The organism is Acidocella sp. C78 (assembly GCF_907164655.1).
The window spans coordinates 1-16,215 of the sequence record NZ_CAJQZK010000042.1; the positions used below are offsets into that span (position 1 = coordinate 1).

The window sequence follows — 16,215 nt, forward strand, 5'->3', positions numbered from 1 at the left end:
ATCTATCATCTGAGTATGAAACCGATGTCGCGGGCTTCCGGGCGTAGCGCGGTTGCCGCGGTGGCCTATCGGTCGGCCGAGAAGCTGGAAAACGCGCGCGATGGGATGGTGCATGATTTCTCGCAGCGTTCAGGCGTTGAGCGTGCGGAGATCGTCTTGCCGAAAGGTACGGATGCCGAATGGGCGAGGGATCGTTCTGCATTGTGGAATGCGGCCGAGGCATCCGAGAAACGCAAGGATGCCCGTGTCGCCCGCGAAATCGAGGTTGCTCTCCCGCACGAGCTATCTGATGAACAGCGGCTTGAGCTGACGCGGGAGTTCGCCCAGAGCCTTGCCAACCGGTATGGCGTGGTGGTTGATTTTGCGATCCACAGCCCGCACGGCCATACCGATGTGCGGAACCATCATGCGCATATCATGATGACGACGCGGCAGGTCGGTCCGGACGGTTTGGGCGACAAGTCGGAACTGGAATTGGAGAACAAGCGTCTGGTGGCGCTGGGGCTGCCGACATCGCATGAGCAGCTTCGGGATATTCGCTCCGGCTGGGAGCAAAGGACGAACGAACATCTGGCGCGGGCGGGGCTGGACATAAGGGTTGACCATCGCTCGCATCAAGAGCGCGGGCTGGAGATCGAGCCGACGCAGCATGTCGGGGTGCATGCGACGCAGATGGAGCGGCGCGGCAAGGATGTGTCGCGGGTTCGGATCGATGAGGATGCCGCGAAGCGTAACGCCGCCCTGATCCGCGAAAAGCCCGAGCAGGTGCTGACACTCATCACCAATGAAAAGAGTGTGTTCGACCGGCATGACGTGGCGCGCACGCTGCACCGCTATATCGGCGAGGCGGATGCGTTCCAGGCGGCCTTTGCCACGGTCATGGCGTCGCCGGCCCTGGTGGAATTGCAGGAAGAGCAGCGCGACGAGCGCGGGCGGGTAATCGAGCAGGCGCGCTATTCGACGCGGGAAATGGTCGGCATCGAGCGCGACATGGCGATCAGCGCCGATCGCATGGCGGATGACCGGGGCGGTCTGCCGGGGCGTGGGTTCGGTGTTGCTGGCCGGCGCGTGGAGGCGGCGATTGCGGCGCAGGAGCGTGGCGGCATCGTCCTGGCCGACGAGCAGCGGGCGGCGATCGAACATGTCACCGGGCCAGAACGGATTGCGGCCGTGGTGGGTCTGGCCGGGGCGGGCAAGAGCACGATGCTCGCGGCGGCCCGCGCGGCATGGGAGGCCGAGGGTATCGCGTTCATGGCGCGGCGCTGGCCGGCAAGGCGGCCGAGGGGCTGGAAGAGTCGGCCGGCATTGCGTCGCGCACGTTGGCCTCGTGGGAGAGAGGCTGGGAGCGCGGGTTCGACCGCCTCGGGCCGCGCGACGTGTTCGTGATCGACGAGGCCGGGATGGTCGGCTCGAAACAGCTTTCGCGGTTCATTCAGGAGGCGGACCGGGCGGGCGCGAAAATCGTGCTGGTGGGTGATCCCGAGCAGTTGCAGCCGATCGGGCCAGGTGCGGCGTTCCGCGCCGTGGCGGAGCGCGTCGGCTTCGTGGAGCTGGAAGAAATCCGCCGGCAGCGCGAGGACTGGCAGCGGGCGGCGTCGGTGGATCTGGGCCGGCACCGGACAGAGGAAGGTTTGCGCGCCTATGCCGAGCGCGGCGCAATCCGGCTGGAAGAGTCGGCCGAGCATGCGCGGGATGCGATTGTGCGGGATGTGCTGGCCGATATGGAGGCGCGGCCGGACGGTTCGCGCCTGGTGCTGGCGCATCGCAACGCGGATGTGCGGGACCTCAACGAGGCGATCCGGACGGTTCGGCGCGAGCGGGGCGAGCTGGCGGACGAGCGGGTTTATCGCACGACCGGGGGCGAGCGCGCCTTTGCGCCGGGCGACCGGCTGCTGTTCCGCGAGAACAACCGTGAGCTGGGCGTGAAGAACGGGATGCTGGGGACCGTGGAGCTTGTGTCTGGCCCGATGAGCTGGACGGGCAGCGGTTGGTGGTACGGCTGGATTCTTCCTCCGGGCCTGGGTGGGGTCGGGCCGTATCGATCTCGATGGCGGATTATGCTGCCGTGGATCACGGGTATGCCACCACCATTCACAAGGCGCAGGGGGCGACGGTGGACCGGGCCTATGTGCTGGCCTCGGGGACGATGGACCGGCACCTGACCTATGTGGCGATGACGCGGCACCGGGACGGGGTGACGCTCTACGCCGATCGGGAAGAATTCAGCAACGTGGCCGCCCTGTCGGCGCGGCTCTCGCGATCCCAGGCGAAGGAAACCACGCTCGACTATGATCGGGCTGCCTATGCCAGTCGGCGGGGGATCGAGATGCCGCCACGGGAGGCGGTGGCAGCGCGCGAGATCTCGGCGGGACGGGCCGGGTTCCGGGAGCGGTACGAGGCGCATCGGCAGCAGCGGATGGAAGAAGCCGCCCGAGACAGGCAGGCGCATGGGCTGGTGCGGGAATGGACGCGGCTGTCGGAGGCATACAACAAGGCGTTGCCGGCGCTGGCCGCTGAGCCGGCTCTAGTCGGTGGGGCGCGGGCGGAGCTGCTGGGGTTTGAGCAGATGTTGGATCGTCATTCCGAAGCGGCGCGGGGCCTGCGGGCGCGAGGCCGAGAGTTCGGGGTCAGGGAGGGGTCGGCGTTGGCGCGTGTGCTGGCAGCACCCGATGCTGGCCGGGCCATTGGCCGGCTGATTGAAGGGGCGGAGAGAGACATGCGTGGCCAGCTGGCGCGTGAAGCTGAGCGGGCGGCCGTCCGGAAGCAGCAGGAAAGATCCGTGTCGCGGGGTCGGGGGATGTCGATGTGAATAACGCGGAGGATCATCTCTACGGGCTGATGGAGATTGCCGAGCAGCAGCAGGCGGTAGTGCAGCGCGTGCTCACCGGGCTGGCGGAGGAGCGGGCGGCGCTCGCGCAGGAGCGGCAGAAACTGGCGGAGGAGGCTGCCACGCTGGAAGAGCGGGTGCGCGAGGCGGTCAGCGCAGCGGTGGCCACGGCGCTGGAGCAGATGGGCAAGGAAGGTGTCGCGACGGTCCGGACAGCCACCAAGCCGATGCTGGAGGATCTGGCCGGGCTGGCAGGGGGCATGGCGGTTGCGGAGGAGGCGTTGCGCCGGATCGTGGCTTGGGCAAGCTGGCGGCTGTTGGGGTGGATTGTGGCCATGACCGTCGGGTTGATGCTGTTCGGCTGGCTGAGCAGCACGGCCGTTGTCTGGTGGGATCGCACCACGGTCAGTCAGCTGCGAGGCGAAATCGCCATGTTGCAGGCCAATCACGCCGCCTGGGTGAAGAAGGGAATGCTCGACAAGATCACCCGATGCGGGGCAAACAGTCGTCCCTGCGTCGCCATCAACCAAAGCGCCGGGGCATACGGGAAAAGCGGCGAATATCGCGTGCTCAAGGGGTATTAGTCTGAAAAATTCATGAATCGGCATTCCGCTGCTATACTGACCCGGAAAAAGCGGAAACCACGCGTTCCGCGAGCGGAGGCAAAAACCCATGCCCAACGTATTCATCGCCGGCCACGGCAGAATGAAACCCTCTGGGCGCAATCTGTCGGTGCCGAACGGCGTCACCCTGCATTGGGCCGTCGAAGCCGGCTACAACAGCACCGGCGGCCTGAGCCGGGGCCTGCTCAAAGGTGGCTTCAACACCTGGGCTGAAACCAAAACCACCGGCGACACCTACAAGGAGCATTATCTCTGCCCCGACAGCAACATGATAATGCAGACCAAGGGCGAAGCCATCTTCAACCGCCCGAACAATGCCGAAGACTGGATTCTCCAACCGAAGCTGGACTTTGTGACGAGTTTGACCACCCTCATCCATTACCTGGTCACTAAACTCGGAACCCCCCTGAATATTTACTGGACCTGCTGCCGCAGCCCGATCAACGAATTGTCGAAAGGCAGTGTTCTCCTCGAGGGCGACCAGATCGTGAAAAAGCCCAAAAGTGATGGCAAACTCGTCATCCACCCCAAGAGCGACGACAAATCCGGCGCCCTCCTCCGCACGGCCAAAAACGGAAACGTCCAGCTCCGCTCCTCCGGCAAAATCGAAACCCTCGAAGGCACCGCCTGCATCAACCAGATTGACGGCGCCGTCGTCCTCCTCAAAGCGTCCGACACAGCCGTGAAACTCGCCGCAAGCTGGCCGGAAAAAACCAAAATGGGCCAGGAAGGCAACGCCCTCACTTTGGCCAAATAAAAATCAACGCCGCATATGACGCAGCTTCAGCTCACGTTTGGGGTTGAGTGACCATCTCCGCACAGGAAAGCACCAGCCAAAAGGAGCCAAAATGTCGATATCGTTCCTGACTGATAATCCATCCAAGCTACTCAATGATTTTAAGAAAAAAATCGATGCCGGAGATATTGTCACTTGGTCCTACGACAAAGACGGAGATTTCACCCATACCCCTGAGCAGTGGAAAAACCGTGCCTGGTTAAAGCCGATAGAGGAGGCGGACCGGCTCAGATTCAACATCATTGGCAGCAAGACATACGAGCTGACCTGGACTATCTTTTCCGTTTATCACGGTCGTTTCATGGAGGCGATGATCCGGCATTGTCGGAGCCTTTACACAGTTGCGCGTTGCCCCTCTAAACCGTCAGACAATGATGCGAAACCTGTTGCCGATTAGCACGAGATTAAATCTATCCTTGAGGCAAAACATTCTAAGGTGAATTTCTTCGATTTACTTATTTTCAAACGCCAGCCTGAAGGGGAGGCAGAAAATGGCTGCGTGGGACAACCGATACATGGAGCAAATTCTCACCGGCAACTTTCATGCGTAATCCCTGGGGTCGGATGGAAGATAGAATCTCGCAGAGAAAACCTAGAAATTTGGTCCCGTCCAACCGGACCCACTCGGATTAGGATCAGGATGGTAGGTTGTTGAAGTCAGCAGAGTACGGCAACGCTCCGTAATAAAGCGGCTCATCCTAGAATCAGCAGGTTCATGTGGTTCAAGAATGACACCATGGGCGACATCAGCATGTCCACAGTAAACGTCGCGGGAGTCTTCAACAGTAGAACCACTTTTCCTAATTTCATCTGCCTTGATAACAGCAAATCCTATATATTGTGAAACGGGTGGCCTATGAAGAATCAGAGCTTTTTCTTTACAAAAATCGGAACCCATATAAGTCTGACGGATGACTGAAACCTCATCTTTATTGGCTTGTGAACGAAAGGCGGCAGGTTTTAGCTTACCCTTCTTGATATGATGAGGCGAGAGAATAACCCGAACGATATTTTCAGTATCGGAAATTTCAATAGGCAGGTGACACATATGTCGCCAAAGTTATTTCTGTAACCGACATACTAGCGTGCTCGCTTTGAAACAAATATCCCGAGACCAGAAGACCAATTTTGATTGCACTAATGAGTAGGTCATCGGACGAAGCATCCAGGAAAATAGGGTCACCATGGTTTGGTTGGATATAAAAGCTCAGCCGAGTTTGGCCGATTTCGAGGTGACCGACTCCTTGCGCCGTCTCCCATTCAAAAGACAAAGTTCCATTTGGATTTGGAGTAATATCCGGTGCTTTAGCAGATCCAAGAATGCTCCCTAAGGCAGCCAAGGAGTTGTACTTAGTCGTTTGGCTAATGGGCAAGGCGCCATAGCCATCCCAACCCGCAGGCATTTTACAAAGTTCCTCGATTTGGTTCTCTACAGAAGCGAACGCAGATAAGCCCGAGGATTTTGTAAGTGGACTGACCCACGATAAAGCTGGATTAAGCGGGTATTCGTCTAGAATTCTGGGTTGAAGCAGAGCTTGTTCGACATATGCCGGGCGAGGAAGATCAAGAATCACTTTCGTCTCCATCGGGCTGGAGCAGGTTTTCAATTCGCTTGACAAGTCCAATAAATACGTGGTGGATTACATCGCGCGCCGTGGTGAATGCCGCCATTATTGCGTCGACATCGGGGGCGATTGGCCGTGTATTGGCCACTGTCATGTCAACGATGATTTTTGGTTCATTGTTTATTGTACCTTCACCGACAAGGAAGGCCAAAGATGCGCCACCAACTAAAGGTACTTTGAGCTGAATTTGAGGTGTTATCGATGATCCAGGATCAACTTGTTCAACGATCACCTGGGGAAATCCGAGTTCAAAACCTAAAATTTCGCGCATGAACAGGTCGATGCTTCTGCCTTCTGTCAATTCTGGGCCAAAGGCATTTATGTAACGCAGGCTTAGGACGGAGAACGCTTTGTCTTTTTCACCGGCCAATCGAACCTTCAACAATGAATCTACGCCGGATTTCACGGTGGGGCTTACGTTCTTCCAAGACCGATATGGCGGGGTCGCATTGGCCGAAAAGAGACCGGAGCCAACCTGAAATAAAACAGCGGTGTCGTCCGACGACTCTTTGCGGTAGCGGTATACCGGCTGGAATGGGAAGACTGGAAAGCCAGGTGGGACTAGCCGTTCCGTTCGCCGGAAGCCATGCTGGTATACCTCACCCCCGAAGCTCATAAAAAACTGGTCCATATCAGCGCCCATGCCATGCATGATAGTAGGCACATTTGGCTGGACTGATTGAGCTTCTCCCCATCGCAGCTCCGCGATCATCTCTACCAAAGGGGCTTTTTTAAACGTGACTGTCATCCCGCTTTTTCCTCCCCTTCGGTTAAGGCCACGTTCACCGTCCGCTGACCGACTCGGTCAAAGTCGCGGTAGTTTTTGCCACCCTTAACTGAAAATGGGGCAGCGTAAAGGGGCGACCTGGAATGAGCCTTAAAGTTATTTTCAAAAATCAAGACTTTCGGGCATTCCGCTTGCCCGAGCCATTTCAATAGCTTAGAACGCCCGTAAGATATGATCGAAAAAGCCCCAAAAATCCGCCTGATCGGCTACGCTCGCGTGAGCACCTACGGGCAGACGCTCGATGTCCAGCTTGAGCAGTTGAAGGCTGCCGGATGTGCGCCGATTTACCGTGAGAAGGTCACGGGCGCGCGGGCCGACCGCCGCGAGCTGTTGAAAATGCTCAGGCACCTGACCGCCGGCGACGTGGTGACGGTGACACGCATCGATCGCCTGGCCCGCTCGACCTTCGACCTGTTCGCCATCGTGAAGCAGATCGTGGACGCGGGCGGGCAATTCCGCTCCCTGGCCGAACCATGGGCCGATACCGGCACCAGCACCGGACGATTGATGATCGCCGTGCTGGGTGGCTTGGCGGACGTGGAGCGCGACCTGATCCGCACCCGGACAGCCGAGGGGCGGAGCCGAGCCAAGGCGCGCGGGCAGCACATGGGCCGCCCCCCTGCCCTCACCCCGCAGCAGCAGGCGGAGGCCCGGCAGCGGCGGGCCGAGGGTGCCACGTTGAAGGAATTGGCACAGAGCTACAACGTCGGGCGGGCGACGATTTCGAGAATGATGGCATAACCCATAGGTGCTTTCGTTCTAATTTGGCGCAATGACGGACAACCGCACGCCCGCGAGCCGTAGCGCCTTGATGGCGCGTATAGGCGGGAAGAACACGACGCCAGAGCTTGCCGTGCGTCGGCTTTTGCATGGAATGGGATACCGATTTCGGTTGCACCGGAAGGATTTGCCAGGAACCCCCGACATCGTGTTTCCCGGTCGTCGAAAGGCCATCTTTGTGCATGGCTGTTTCTGGCATGCCCATGGCTGTTCGATTGGTCGAACCCCGAAATCCCGACTCGACTACTGGTTGCCGAAGCTGGACGCCAACAAACGGCGCGACGCGGCCAAACGTGCCGAATTAGAGGTGATCGGCTGGCACAGCTTTACCGTCTGGCAATGCGAGACGAAAAAGCTCGACGACTTGGCAGAAGCCCTCGCGGCCTTCCTCGATGGGAAAAATCCCGATCGACATGCTGGGGCGAAGCTGCTAGCGTGACCACAAGATGCAGGGCAATCAGAGCATGACGAGGATACTATGCGGCCAATAGGAATCGATCTATTCGCGGGAGCCGGCGGCTTGAGCCTCGGATTCGAGCAAGCCGGCTTCGATGTTGTGGCTGCCGTCGAGATCGACCCGATCCATTCGGCCGTGCATGCGTTCAACTTCCCCGGTTGCGCCATGCTGCCCCGGTCGGTCGAGGGGCTGACGGGCGCGGCAATCCGCAAGGCGGCCGGTATCGGCCGGCGACGCGTCGATGTCGTATTCGGAGGCGCACCCTGCCAAGGCTTTTCGCTGATCGGGCATCGCGTGCTCGATGATCCACGCAACAACCTGGTGCGCGAGTTCGTTCGCATCGTCGGCGAGCTACAGGCGTCCTATTTCTTGTTCGAAAATGTGAAGGGTCTCACGGTTGGCCGGCACCGCGCCGTTTTGGAGGAGCTGATCGAGGCTTTCGACGCGATCGGTTATCAGGTGCGGATGCCGTGGCGCGTGCTCGACGCGGCTCAATACGGCGTTCCGCAACACCGCGAGCGGTTGTTTCTATTCGGCGCACGCAAGGGGCTACCATTGCCCGAATATCCTGCCGCGCTAACCCGTGCGGCCGATGATGGCTGGAACAAAGGCGGGAAGAAAAGCCCGACCTGCCGCGATGCGATCGGGGATCTACCCGATGCTGATCGGTTCGATGCCCTGCTCGATTCCGACGAGGTGCATCCCGGCAAATGGCGCGAGCCGAGCACCTATGCACGAGAATTACGTTGCCTGACGAATGACGCTTGGCATTATGGCTATGTGCGCGAGTGGAATCCGGCGGTACTGACATCGAGCGCGCGCACAGATCATACCGATATTTCGAAGCGACGCTTTGCAGAGACACCGCCCGGCCAGGTCGAGCCGATTTCCCGTTTCTTCAAGCTGGATGGCGACGGCCTCAGCAACACCCTGCGGGCTGGCACAGATGCCGCGCGCGGTGCTTTCACCAGTCCCCGCCCGATCCATTTCGACTTGCCGCGTTGTGTGACCGTCCGCGAGATGGCGCGCCTGCACGGATTCCCCGATTGGTTCCGTTTCCACGCTACGAAGTGGCACGGTGCCAGGCAGATCGGGAATTCAGTTCCGCCCCCCCTTGCCCGCGCTGTTGCCGGCGCACTGATGAAGGCTCTTCGTATCGAGCCGATGCGGCCGGAGACCAGGATATCGCTCGGAGACCCGGCCTTGATCCGTATGGGTATGTTGGAAGCCTCAGAACATTTCGGGATCGACAATCCGATCGGCCGGCGTGACCGGAAAAGCGGAGCGAAGAAGCGCAAGCAGCATGAAATCGAAGCATTGCGCTATGTCGCGCGGGAGGAGGCCGCCATTGTCGGAAACTAAAGAGAACAGATACAAGCAACTGATCGAGCACATATTCTTCGATCCGGCTTTCGGTGCCTACAAGACCGGCACGACCCAGATTCCCTTTACGCGCCCGGACATCGAGCGGGCAGCCGCTGCGCTCAAGATCGACCTGCCGAAAAATGTCGGCGACGTGCTTTACGCCATTCGCTACCGCACCCCCATGCCGAAGCAAGTGGTGTACACACAGCCGGAAGGCATGGAATGGGTCATCGAGGGCGACGGCCGCGCGCGCTACAAATTTGAGCTCGTCCCAATCAATCGGATCGTGCCTAACCGCGAGTTGGTAACGATCAAGGTTCCCGATGCCACACCGGAAATCATCGGAGCCTATGCCCTCAACGATGAACAGGCATTACTCGCGCGTGTCCGATACAATCGACTGATCGACGTGTTTCTCGGAGTGACCGCGTATTCTCTCCAAAGCCACATGCGCACATCGGTTGCTGGTGTAGGCCAGATCGAAATCGACGAGGTATATGTCGGGATTGATCGGCACGGCGTGCAATACGTGATTCCTGTGCAGGCTAAAGGCGGCAAAGATCAGCTATCCGTTGTCCAGACCAAGCAAGATCTCGCCTGCTGTGCCGATAAATTTCCCGATCTGGTATGCCGCACGGTTTCAGCGCAGTTCATGGACGACGACCGGATGGCGATGTTTGAACTCGCCCTGCAGGATGGCCGCGTTTGTGTGGTCGAAGAGAAGCATTATCGCCTTGTGCCGGCTGACAACATCACGGCCGACGAGCTGCGGGGCTATCGCCGCTAGGTCAGCACATCGGCGCGCCGATTTGCTTCCTGGCCAGAAGTAACGGAACGCTCTGAATCGTAGCATAAGGGGTCGTTTGCGGAAGGGGGCGGAATCCTACGCTTGGCGGCAAAGCCCTGCGTTTCAATGGCCTGATCGACTATGTATCCCAAACGAGTGTTTGGGATACCGCCGGCAGATGACGAACAAAAACCAATTTCCTTGTTCCATAACCCGTATCACAATTCCCTCGGGATTTGGCGCCACTGGCAACCAGTCGACAGCATGTACAGGATCGCCTCCACGATCACTCGCAGCGACACAGTACGCGGACGGCCACGCCAGCACGGCGTCGGCATGAACGGCTCGATCAGCGCCCATTCAGCATCGGTGAGGTTGCTTGCATAGCGTAATCCGCCCCGGCAGTATCGCCGCCGAGCGGTTTCCGTCCAGGCCATCGTGACTCCGTCTGTTGTGGTAAACCGACTGAATCGCAACCAACTGAAATCGCTCAACTATCTTTTGCGTTCAGGCTCTGAGCAAGCCAGGAACATTTGTCCGTTTTCTTGCCCAAAAAGGGGTCACCGCACGATCTGTTCAAAATCGTACGCTAAGCGGCGCGGGGTATGAACGGAGCGCGAACATCGCGTAGCGGCCTGAAGCTGGCATTGGGATTGGCGGGATTCCAGACATAATCGCCGGTCAGAGCGATGTGTTCCCATCCGAGCGGCGCGACATGCGCCAGGAGATCATCGGGCACTGCCGTACCCTGGGCCCGCAGGTGCTGGACGGCCTGGTCGAGATAGATGGTATTCCAGTGGACGATGGCGGCGGTGATGAGACTGAGCCCGGAGGCCCGGAAGCTCTGATTTTCGAAGGTGCGGTCGCGGATTTCACCCTGGCGATGGAAGAATACGGCGCGGCGCAGGGCATTGCTGGCCTCGCCCTTATTGAGCCCGGCATGACTGCGCTGGCGCAGAGCGGGATCGGACAGCCATTGCAGGGTGAACAGGGTGCGCTCGATCCGCCCCACAGCCCGTAACGCCCTGGACAGAGTGTTTCCTCCACCGGCGGCGGCCAGCTTCCGCAAGATGACGGAAGGCAGAACAGTGCCGGCATTGATGGATGCCTTTAACCGCATCAACTCCGGCCATTGCCCGAGGATGGCGGTGGTTTCGACGGCGTCGCCGATGAGCGGCACCAGCAGCGGCCAGGTGCCTGGCTTTTCTATCGTGTAGAGCTTGCGGTCCCGGAGATCCTTGATCCTGGGGGCAAACCTGTAACCCAGCAGATGGCAGAGACCGAAGACATGATCGGTCGCGCCGGCGGTATCGGTATAATGCTCGGCGATGCGCAGATCGGTCTGGTGGACATGATGCAGCAGCCCGTCGAGCACATAAGGCGCCTCGCTCATCGTCGCGGAGATGACGCGCGTGTGGAACGGTCCGTATTGACCGGAAACATGGGTGTAGATCACCGCGCCCGGCTCGATGCCGTATTTGGCGTTTACCGAGCCGCCGGCTCCGGCGCGGCCTGCGGCCCGGAAATATTGCCCGTCCGAAGACGAGCTTGTCCCATCATCCCAGATTGCCGCCATGGGGTGTGCATGGTGCGCATTGATGATGGCGGCGCGGGCGGCGACATAATTGTCATCGCTGATGTGCCATTGGGCCACATTGACCAGGTGGTGATAGCTGAGACCGCGCGAGGCGTCCGCCATGCGGGCAAGGCCAAGATTGGTGCCGTCAGCGAGCACCGCTGCCAGCAGGGCCGCTTTGTCGGTGACGGGGTTACCGGTGCGCAGATGCACGAACCTGTCCGTGAACCCGGTCCAGGCATCGACCTCGCTCAAAACCTCGGTGATCCGCACCCGCGGCAGCATACTGTTCAGCCGCAGCGCCAGATCGCGAGCCGCGTCGGGCACGGTGGGCGGCGTGCGGGCGATAAAAAGTTTGCCGTCCTCAATCTCCACCCCGTCGAGGTCGCCCTGCGCGGCCCGGGCGGCCACGAAGGTCAGACGCTCGCGCAGCATCTCTGCCCGGCTTGCGACGTAACGATCGGGATCGGCCTCACCATCGATGCCGGTGGCCGCACCCGCCCCGGCCGGAAGCAGATAGGTCTCGAACGCCTGGTAATCGCGGCTGCCAGCGACCCAGATATTACTGCCCCGCAGCTTGTCGCGCAGCACGGCCAGCACCGCTGTTTCATAGAGCCGCCGGTCGGCTGTGCCGCCGGCAAAAATCAATTTCCGCCACTGCGGCGGCAGGAACGTGGAGGGCGGCCGCTTGGGCAAGCTGCGGATCGCGCCACGGTTCAGGGCGCGGAGAAGTTCGATCGCGGCCAGAACGGGATCGTTCGGCATATTCGACCGGAAATCGAAGGCGGCCAGGAAGCGGGGGCTGAACCGGCGGAGCACCGTATATCGCTCGGCCGCCGTGACCAAAATATCCTGATCCGCCACATCGGCGACGGCGCCGATGATCGGCAGCACATCTTCGAGCTGGTTCATGCCGATCTCGCGCTCGATGGCGGTGATCCCATCTTCTCCGGCCTCCTTCGCCTGGCGAAGGGCGGCGATCGTCCGGCGGAACAGCAGTAGCGCCTTGGCGACATCGCGCCGCGTGGCCTGAAACCGACGCTCATCGCGGTTGCGCGCCCGGCTGAACAAAGTGCCGACATATTTCTCGAACATGGCAAGCGTCGCGTCCGTCAGACGGGTTTCCAGGCTTGCGATCTGGGCAATGAGAATGGCTGTGCGCCGCGCCGGCTCCAGATCGGCGATGTGCTGCACGGTCATGAGCGCCCCCTCGTCGGTCAGCCGGACCAGGCGGGCAGCATGGATACGACCAGCCCGTGCGGGATCAATGCCCATGGCGCGGACATATTCGAGGCGATCGAGCAGGGAGACGATGTTGGAGGGAGCTGGTGATTCCGAATAATCCCGCAGCCAGGCAAAACGGGAGCGACGCAACTCGGGATCGACCGTCAGCAGCTCGGTCAGAGCACTGCGCTCCGCATCGGCCATCCCGGCTGCCAGCACCTCGAATGTTTTCTTGCGTGCTCGGACACGGGCGGCCAGTCCAATTCGCTCCAACACTGTCGCCGAGGGAAGCAATACCCGGCTTTCTCTCAGATGAACGAGCATAGCCTGGATGATGGGTTCGCCGCGATCTGTGGCCCAAGCCGTATCCGCACCAGCATGTAGGCAGGCGCGCCAGTCATCGAGGCCAAAACTACGCAGACCAGTGAACTTTTGGAGCTCGACCAAATGCTCCCGACGGGTTTCAGCACGGCGCGCGTATTCCGCAAACAACAAAGGATCGACACCGATCTGTTCAGCAACAAAAGCCAGCGCCGGCGCCGGTGGATATTCCGATGGATCCAGAGTGCGGCCTGGGAAGCGGAGAACACAGAGTTGCACGGCAAAGCCGAGCCGGTTGCTTGCCCGGCGTCTGACCCTGACCATAGCGAGGTCAGCAGCATCCAGTACGTAATGCCGGCTCATGGAGGCCATGTCCGTTGGAATTGAAAACAAACGGGCTCGTTGTTCAGCGGATAAAAGAACGCGGAGTGGCATATCGGGTTCCGGTTGATGAGAAAATTAGCGCCCACCGTGCGTCCGCAAGAGGATCGTTCAACGGACAGATGTAACGGCCTGGCACTGGTGGCTGTTTCCCTCGGCAACGGATGGATCATTTAACTGGTACGATATCTTTTGCAATGAAGGGGGGTCATACGTTACAATTCCGCATGGCCCACACCCTGATCGGTTACGCCCGCTGTTCAACCGACCGGCAAGATCTCGCCGCGCAACGCGCCGAACTCGAACAGCTCGGGGTAAAGCCGGACCGCATCTATACGGACCATGGCCTCACAGGCACCAATCGTGCCCGCCCCGGGCTTGCTCAAGCCTTGGCGGCGGTGCGTAAAGGCGACACCCTGGTCGTGCCAAAACTCGACCGCCTTGCACGCTCCGTTCCAGATGCCCGTGCGATCGCCGATGAACTCATTACCCGCGGTGTCAAACTCGCGCTCGGCGCGGCCGTCTATGACCCAACCGACCCAATGGGGAAGATGTTCTTCAACATCCTCGCCACCTTCGCAGAGTTTGAGGCCGACCTGATCCGGTTACGTACCAGAGAAGGCATGGCCATCGCTCGCGCCAAAGGAAAATTACGCGGCAAAAGGCCGACGCTATCCGAAAGACAACAAAAAGAACTGCGCCGCATGTACGACACTGGCAATTATTCCATCACTGATCTCGCAGACCTATTCTCCGTCTCCCGCCCAACCATCTATCGTACCCTCGCCAGGCAGCCCGCCAACGCTTAGCGTACGATTTTGAACAGATCGTGCGGTGACCCCAAAAACTGCTTTGTCCGTGATCATCGGTGGAACAGATTATCGAACACTTTGGGAGTTGTCCGACAAATCCTCGATTTTCGGATAAGCGTGCGTAAAAGCTACTTTCGTGTCTGCTCCCCTCCTACTCGACTGCGCGGGTTTCAGAGTAAAGTGCGACATCTGAGGGGCGTTTTCCTATGTACCACGCGGGATTCGGTAAGCTTTCAGATTCTACAGAAGTCAGAATATCAGCGTTCCGGCCATCACTCAGAATACAGTCCGCTTGCGCGTAGCCGACGATATAGGGGCGAACAGCCCTGCATTCGGTGATTGCTGGTTGTCCGCAGCGTAGAAAGTGGCCCCCATGGTCGTGAATTCCCAATTCAACCGCGCGGGCGGCGGTAATGGGGGACAATCTCCCTGCCCTTTGCTCATGCAAAACGTATTTCCCAGACGTGCCAATCTGCACCGCGTAACCTAGAACTGGCAGATAATCCCAACTAAAATCTGTTACCGACGAGCGATCAGCATCCCAGCCAAGGACGAGGTGACCGGCGATCGCTTCCCTGAAGTTGGCGTCCAAGGCTAATTCCGTCACATCCGCGATGATGGCTGCCATTGGAGCAACTTGGCCTTGAAGGTCTGCCTTTGCTGTCTCGATTTCAGCCAACCTCTCTCCGTCAAACTCAGTGACCTTCCAGGATCGGCGCAATGTGCCGACTTTCACAGGCTGACCGCCTACGAGCAAAGTGACTTTCCGCCGATCGAGGAGATAGATTTGAACGCCCATACAACCTAATTCCGTCTGTGTGAAATTTCAGATAGACAGATAGCCGAAAATGTATATATTTGTCTATGCAGAAAGTTAAATTGCGGATGTGTGAATAGATGATAATCACCGTGACGAGTTATAAAGGCGGAGTCGGCAAAACAACCACTGCCATACACTTGGCAGCTTATTTGCAACGTTTAGCCCCGACCCTTCTGGTAGATGGAGATGCCATCCGAAGCGCTACAAAGTGGAGCCAGCGTGGCGGGGATCAAGGACTACCCTTCAAGGTCGTCACCCATGCACAGATGATCGGCCATATCCGCAATTATAAGCACATCATCATCGATACCGAGGGCAATCCAACCGACGATGATTTTAAAGATTTGGCGAGTAACTGTGATATGCTTGTAATTCCTGCCGTGCCTGAAAGCGTGGCGACGGACGGACTGACACATACCCTGGCCAAGCTCCAAGAACTGGGAAACAAGACCCATCGTGTATTGCTGACCATGGTGCCGCCTAAGCCCCGCACCGAGGGGCAACAGCTCAGAGATATGCTCAACGCTGAGGGCATCCCAATATTCACCACCGAGATTCCACGTCTGGCGGCCTTCGAGAAGGCTGCGGCCGAGGGGGTGCCGGTCTATGGGGTAAAGGATGATCGAAATGCCGGGCGGGCTTGGGATGCTTATGTGGCTGCCGGAAGGGAAATCGAAAATGGCTGAGAAACGGAAATTTGCAGCGCTGGCAGATCTGCACCGTCATCAGGCAGAGTCGGAGGCCGTGGAGCCGGGAGCGGATACCGTCCGTCAGGTTGTAGCGCCTACGCTGTCAGTAGAGGAGGGCAGGGGGCGCGGTCGCCCTGCGACGGGCAAGCGCAGCAACCCAGATTGGAAGCTTTATTCCCATTTTTTAAAAAAGCAGACGCAGAGAGCGGCTGTGGCTCGGTTGCAGGCTGAGGATGCTGGACGAGATTTGTCGGATGTCTTGCAGGAGCTTTTAGACGGATGGCTCAAATCGTATATGTAAATATATGAATTTATGCTATTTTGTATATACAAATATGCAAAATA

Annotated in this window: 15 protein-coding genes and 2 pseudogenes; 11 read left to right on the forward strand and 6 right to left on the reverse strand. The window is 59.1% G+C overall.

The window, feature by feature from the left end:
• The first annotated feature begins 24 nt into the window (after positions 1-24).
• The 5 genes and pseudogenes from traA (at position 25) to ACIDOCELLA78_RS000000112255 (ending at position 4,643) form a co-directional block, all read left to right on the forward strand.
• Positions 25-2,162 (forward strand): annotated as a pseudogene (traA, locus tag ACIDOCELLA78_RS000000112235) (Ti-type conjugative transfer relaxase TraA).
• Positions 2,114-2,809, forward strand: a complete 696-nt coding sequence (locus tag ACIDOCELLA78_RS000000112240) for a hypothetical protein (RefSeq protein ID WP_249676791.1) — start codon at positions 2,114-2,116, stop codon at positions 2,807-2,809. Before traA ends, ACIDOCELLA78_RS000000112240 begins: the two are co-directional and overlap by 49 nt.
• A complete protein-coding gene (locus tag ACIDOCELLA78_RS000000112245; protein WP_201729792.1) occupies positions 2,806-3,411 on the forward strand; it encodes a hypothetical protein in 606 nt (201 codons plus the stop codon). Before ACIDOCELLA78_RS000000112240 ends, ACIDOCELLA78_RS000000112245 begins: the two co-directional genes overlap by 4 nt.
• Positions 3,412-3,499: 88 nt before the next feature.
• Positions 3,500-4,207: a putative adhesin gene (locus tag ACIDOCELLA78_RS000000112250; protein WP_201729793.1), complete on the forward strand. Its 708-nt coding sequence runs from the start codon at positions 3,500-3,502 to the stop codon at positions 4,205-4,207.
• A gap of 91 nt (positions 4,208-4,298) precedes the next feature.
• Positions 4,299-4,643, forward strand: a complete 345-nt coding sequence (locus ACIDOCELLA78_RS000000112255; protein WP_201729794.1) for a hypothetical protein — start codon at positions 4,299-4,301, stop codon at positions 4,641-4,643.
• A 195-nt stretch (positions 4,644-4,838) separates the two neighbouring features.
• On the opposite strand, the gene ACIDOCELLA78_RS000000112260 is transcribed toward ACIDOCELLA78_RS000000112255, so the two are convergent.
• The 3 genes from ACIDOCELLA78_RS000000112260 to ACIDOCELLA78_RS000000112270 are packed head-to-tail and all read right to left on the reverse strand — an operon-like array spanning position 4,839 to position 6,619.
• Positions 4,839-5,294: a hypothetical protein gene (locus ACIDOCELLA78_RS000000112260; RefSeq protein WP_201729795.1), complete on the reverse strand. Its 456-nt coding sequence runs from the start codon at positions 5,292-5,294 to the stop codon at positions 4,839-4,841.
• A complete protein-coding gene (locus ACIDOCELLA78_RS000000112265) occupies positions 5,275-5,832 on the reverse strand; it encodes a hypothetical protein (RefSeq protein WP_214006291.1) in 558 nt (185 codons plus the stop codon). Before ACIDOCELLA78_RS000000112265 ends, ACIDOCELLA78_RS000000112260 begins: the two co-directional genes overlap by 20 nt.
• A complete protein-coding gene (locus ACIDOCELLA78_RS000000112270) occupies positions 5,810-6,619 on the reverse strand; it encodes a TIGR04255 family protein (protein WP_201729797.1) in 810 nt (269 codons plus the stop codon). The genes ACIDOCELLA78_RS000000112265 and ACIDOCELLA78_RS000000112270 overlap by 23 nt, the downstream gene beginning before the upstream one ends.
• A gap of 210 nt (positions 6,620-6,829) precedes the next feature.
• Between ACIDOCELLA78_RS000000112270 and ACIDOCELLA78_RS000000112275 the strand changes: the two genes are divergently transcribed.
• Genes ACIDOCELLA78_RS000000112275 through ACIDOCELLA78_RS000000112290 form a run of 4 tightly spaced genes read left to right on the forward strand, consistent with a single transcriptional unit; the run spans position 6,830 to position 10,047 of the window.
• Positions 6,830-7,399, forward strand: a complete 570-nt coding sequence (locus tag ACIDOCELLA78_RS000000112275) for a recombinase family protein (RefSeq protein WP_201729798.1) — start codon at positions 6,830-6,832, stop codon at positions 7,397-7,399.
• Between the two features lie 31 nt (positions 7,400-7,430).
• Positions 7,431-7,877, forward strand: coding sequence for a very short patch repair endonuclease (locus tag ACIDOCELLA78_RS000000112280; RefSeq protein ID WP_201729799.1), 447 nt, complete (start codon positions 7,431-7,433; stop codon positions 7,875-7,877).
• Between the two features lie 39 nt (positions 7,878-7,916).
• Positions 7,917-9,257, forward strand: coding sequence for a DNA cytosine methyltransferase (locus ACIDOCELLA78_RS000000112285; protein ID WP_283770872.1), 1,341 nt, complete (start codon positions 7,917-7,919; stop codon positions 9,255-9,257).
• Entirely contained in the window at positions 9,244-10,047 is an 804-nt protein-coding gene (locus ACIDOCELLA78_RS000000112290) for a hypothetical protein (protein ID WP_201729801.1), read from the forward strand. The genes ACIDOCELLA78_RS000000112285 and ACIDOCELLA78_RS000000112290 overlap by 14 nt, the downstream gene beginning before the upstream one ends.
• Positions 10,048-10,274: 227 nt before the next feature.
• On the opposite strand, the pseudogene ACIDOCELLA78_RS000000112295 reads toward ACIDOCELLA78_RS000000112290, so the two are convergent.
• Together ACIDOCELLA78_RS000000112295 and ACIDOCELLA78_RS000000112300 are read right to left on the reverse strand one after the other, a co-directional pair.
• A pseudogene (locus ACIDOCELLA78_RS000000112295) lies at positions 10,275-10,484 on the reverse strand (transposase); the annotation flags it as partial.
• A gap of 152 nt (positions 10,485-10,636) precedes the next feature.
• Positions 10,637-13,603 (reverse strand): Tn3 family transposase, encoded by a 2,967-nt coding sequence (locus ACIDOCELLA78_RS000000112300; protein ID WP_013635074.1) that lies wholly within the window; start codon positions 13,601-13,603, stop codon positions 10,637-10,639.
• A 173-nt stretch (positions 13,604-13,776) separates the two neighbouring features.
• On the opposite strand from ACIDOCELLA78_RS000000112300, the gene ACIDOCELLA78_RS000000112305 reads away from it, so the two are divergent.
• Positions 13,777-14,358, forward strand: a complete 582-nt coding sequence (locus ACIDOCELLA78_RS000000112305) for a recombinase family protein (protein WP_013635075.1) — start codon at positions 13,777-13,779, stop codon at positions 14,356-14,358.
• Positions 14,359-14,512: 154 nt separating this feature from the next.
• On the opposite strand, the gene ACIDOCELLA78_RS000000112310 is transcribed toward ACIDOCELLA78_RS000000112305, so the two are convergent.
• A complete protein-coding gene (locus tag ACIDOCELLA78_RS000000112310) occupies positions 14,513-15,040 on the reverse strand; it encodes a hypothetical protein (protein WP_249676811.1) in 528 nt (175 codons plus the stop codon).
• Positions 15,041-15,258: 218 nt separating this feature from the next.
• Here ACIDOCELLA78_RS000000112310 and ACIDOCELLA78_RS000000112315 point away from each other — a divergent pair, with 218 nt between their 5' ends.
• Positions 15,259-15,867: a ParA family protein gene (locus ACIDOCELLA78_RS000000112315; protein ID WP_201729803.1), complete on the forward strand. Its 609-nt coding sequence runs from the start codon at positions 15,259-15,261 to the stop codon at positions 15,865-15,867.
• Positions 15,868-16,215: the final 348 nt, after the last annotated feature.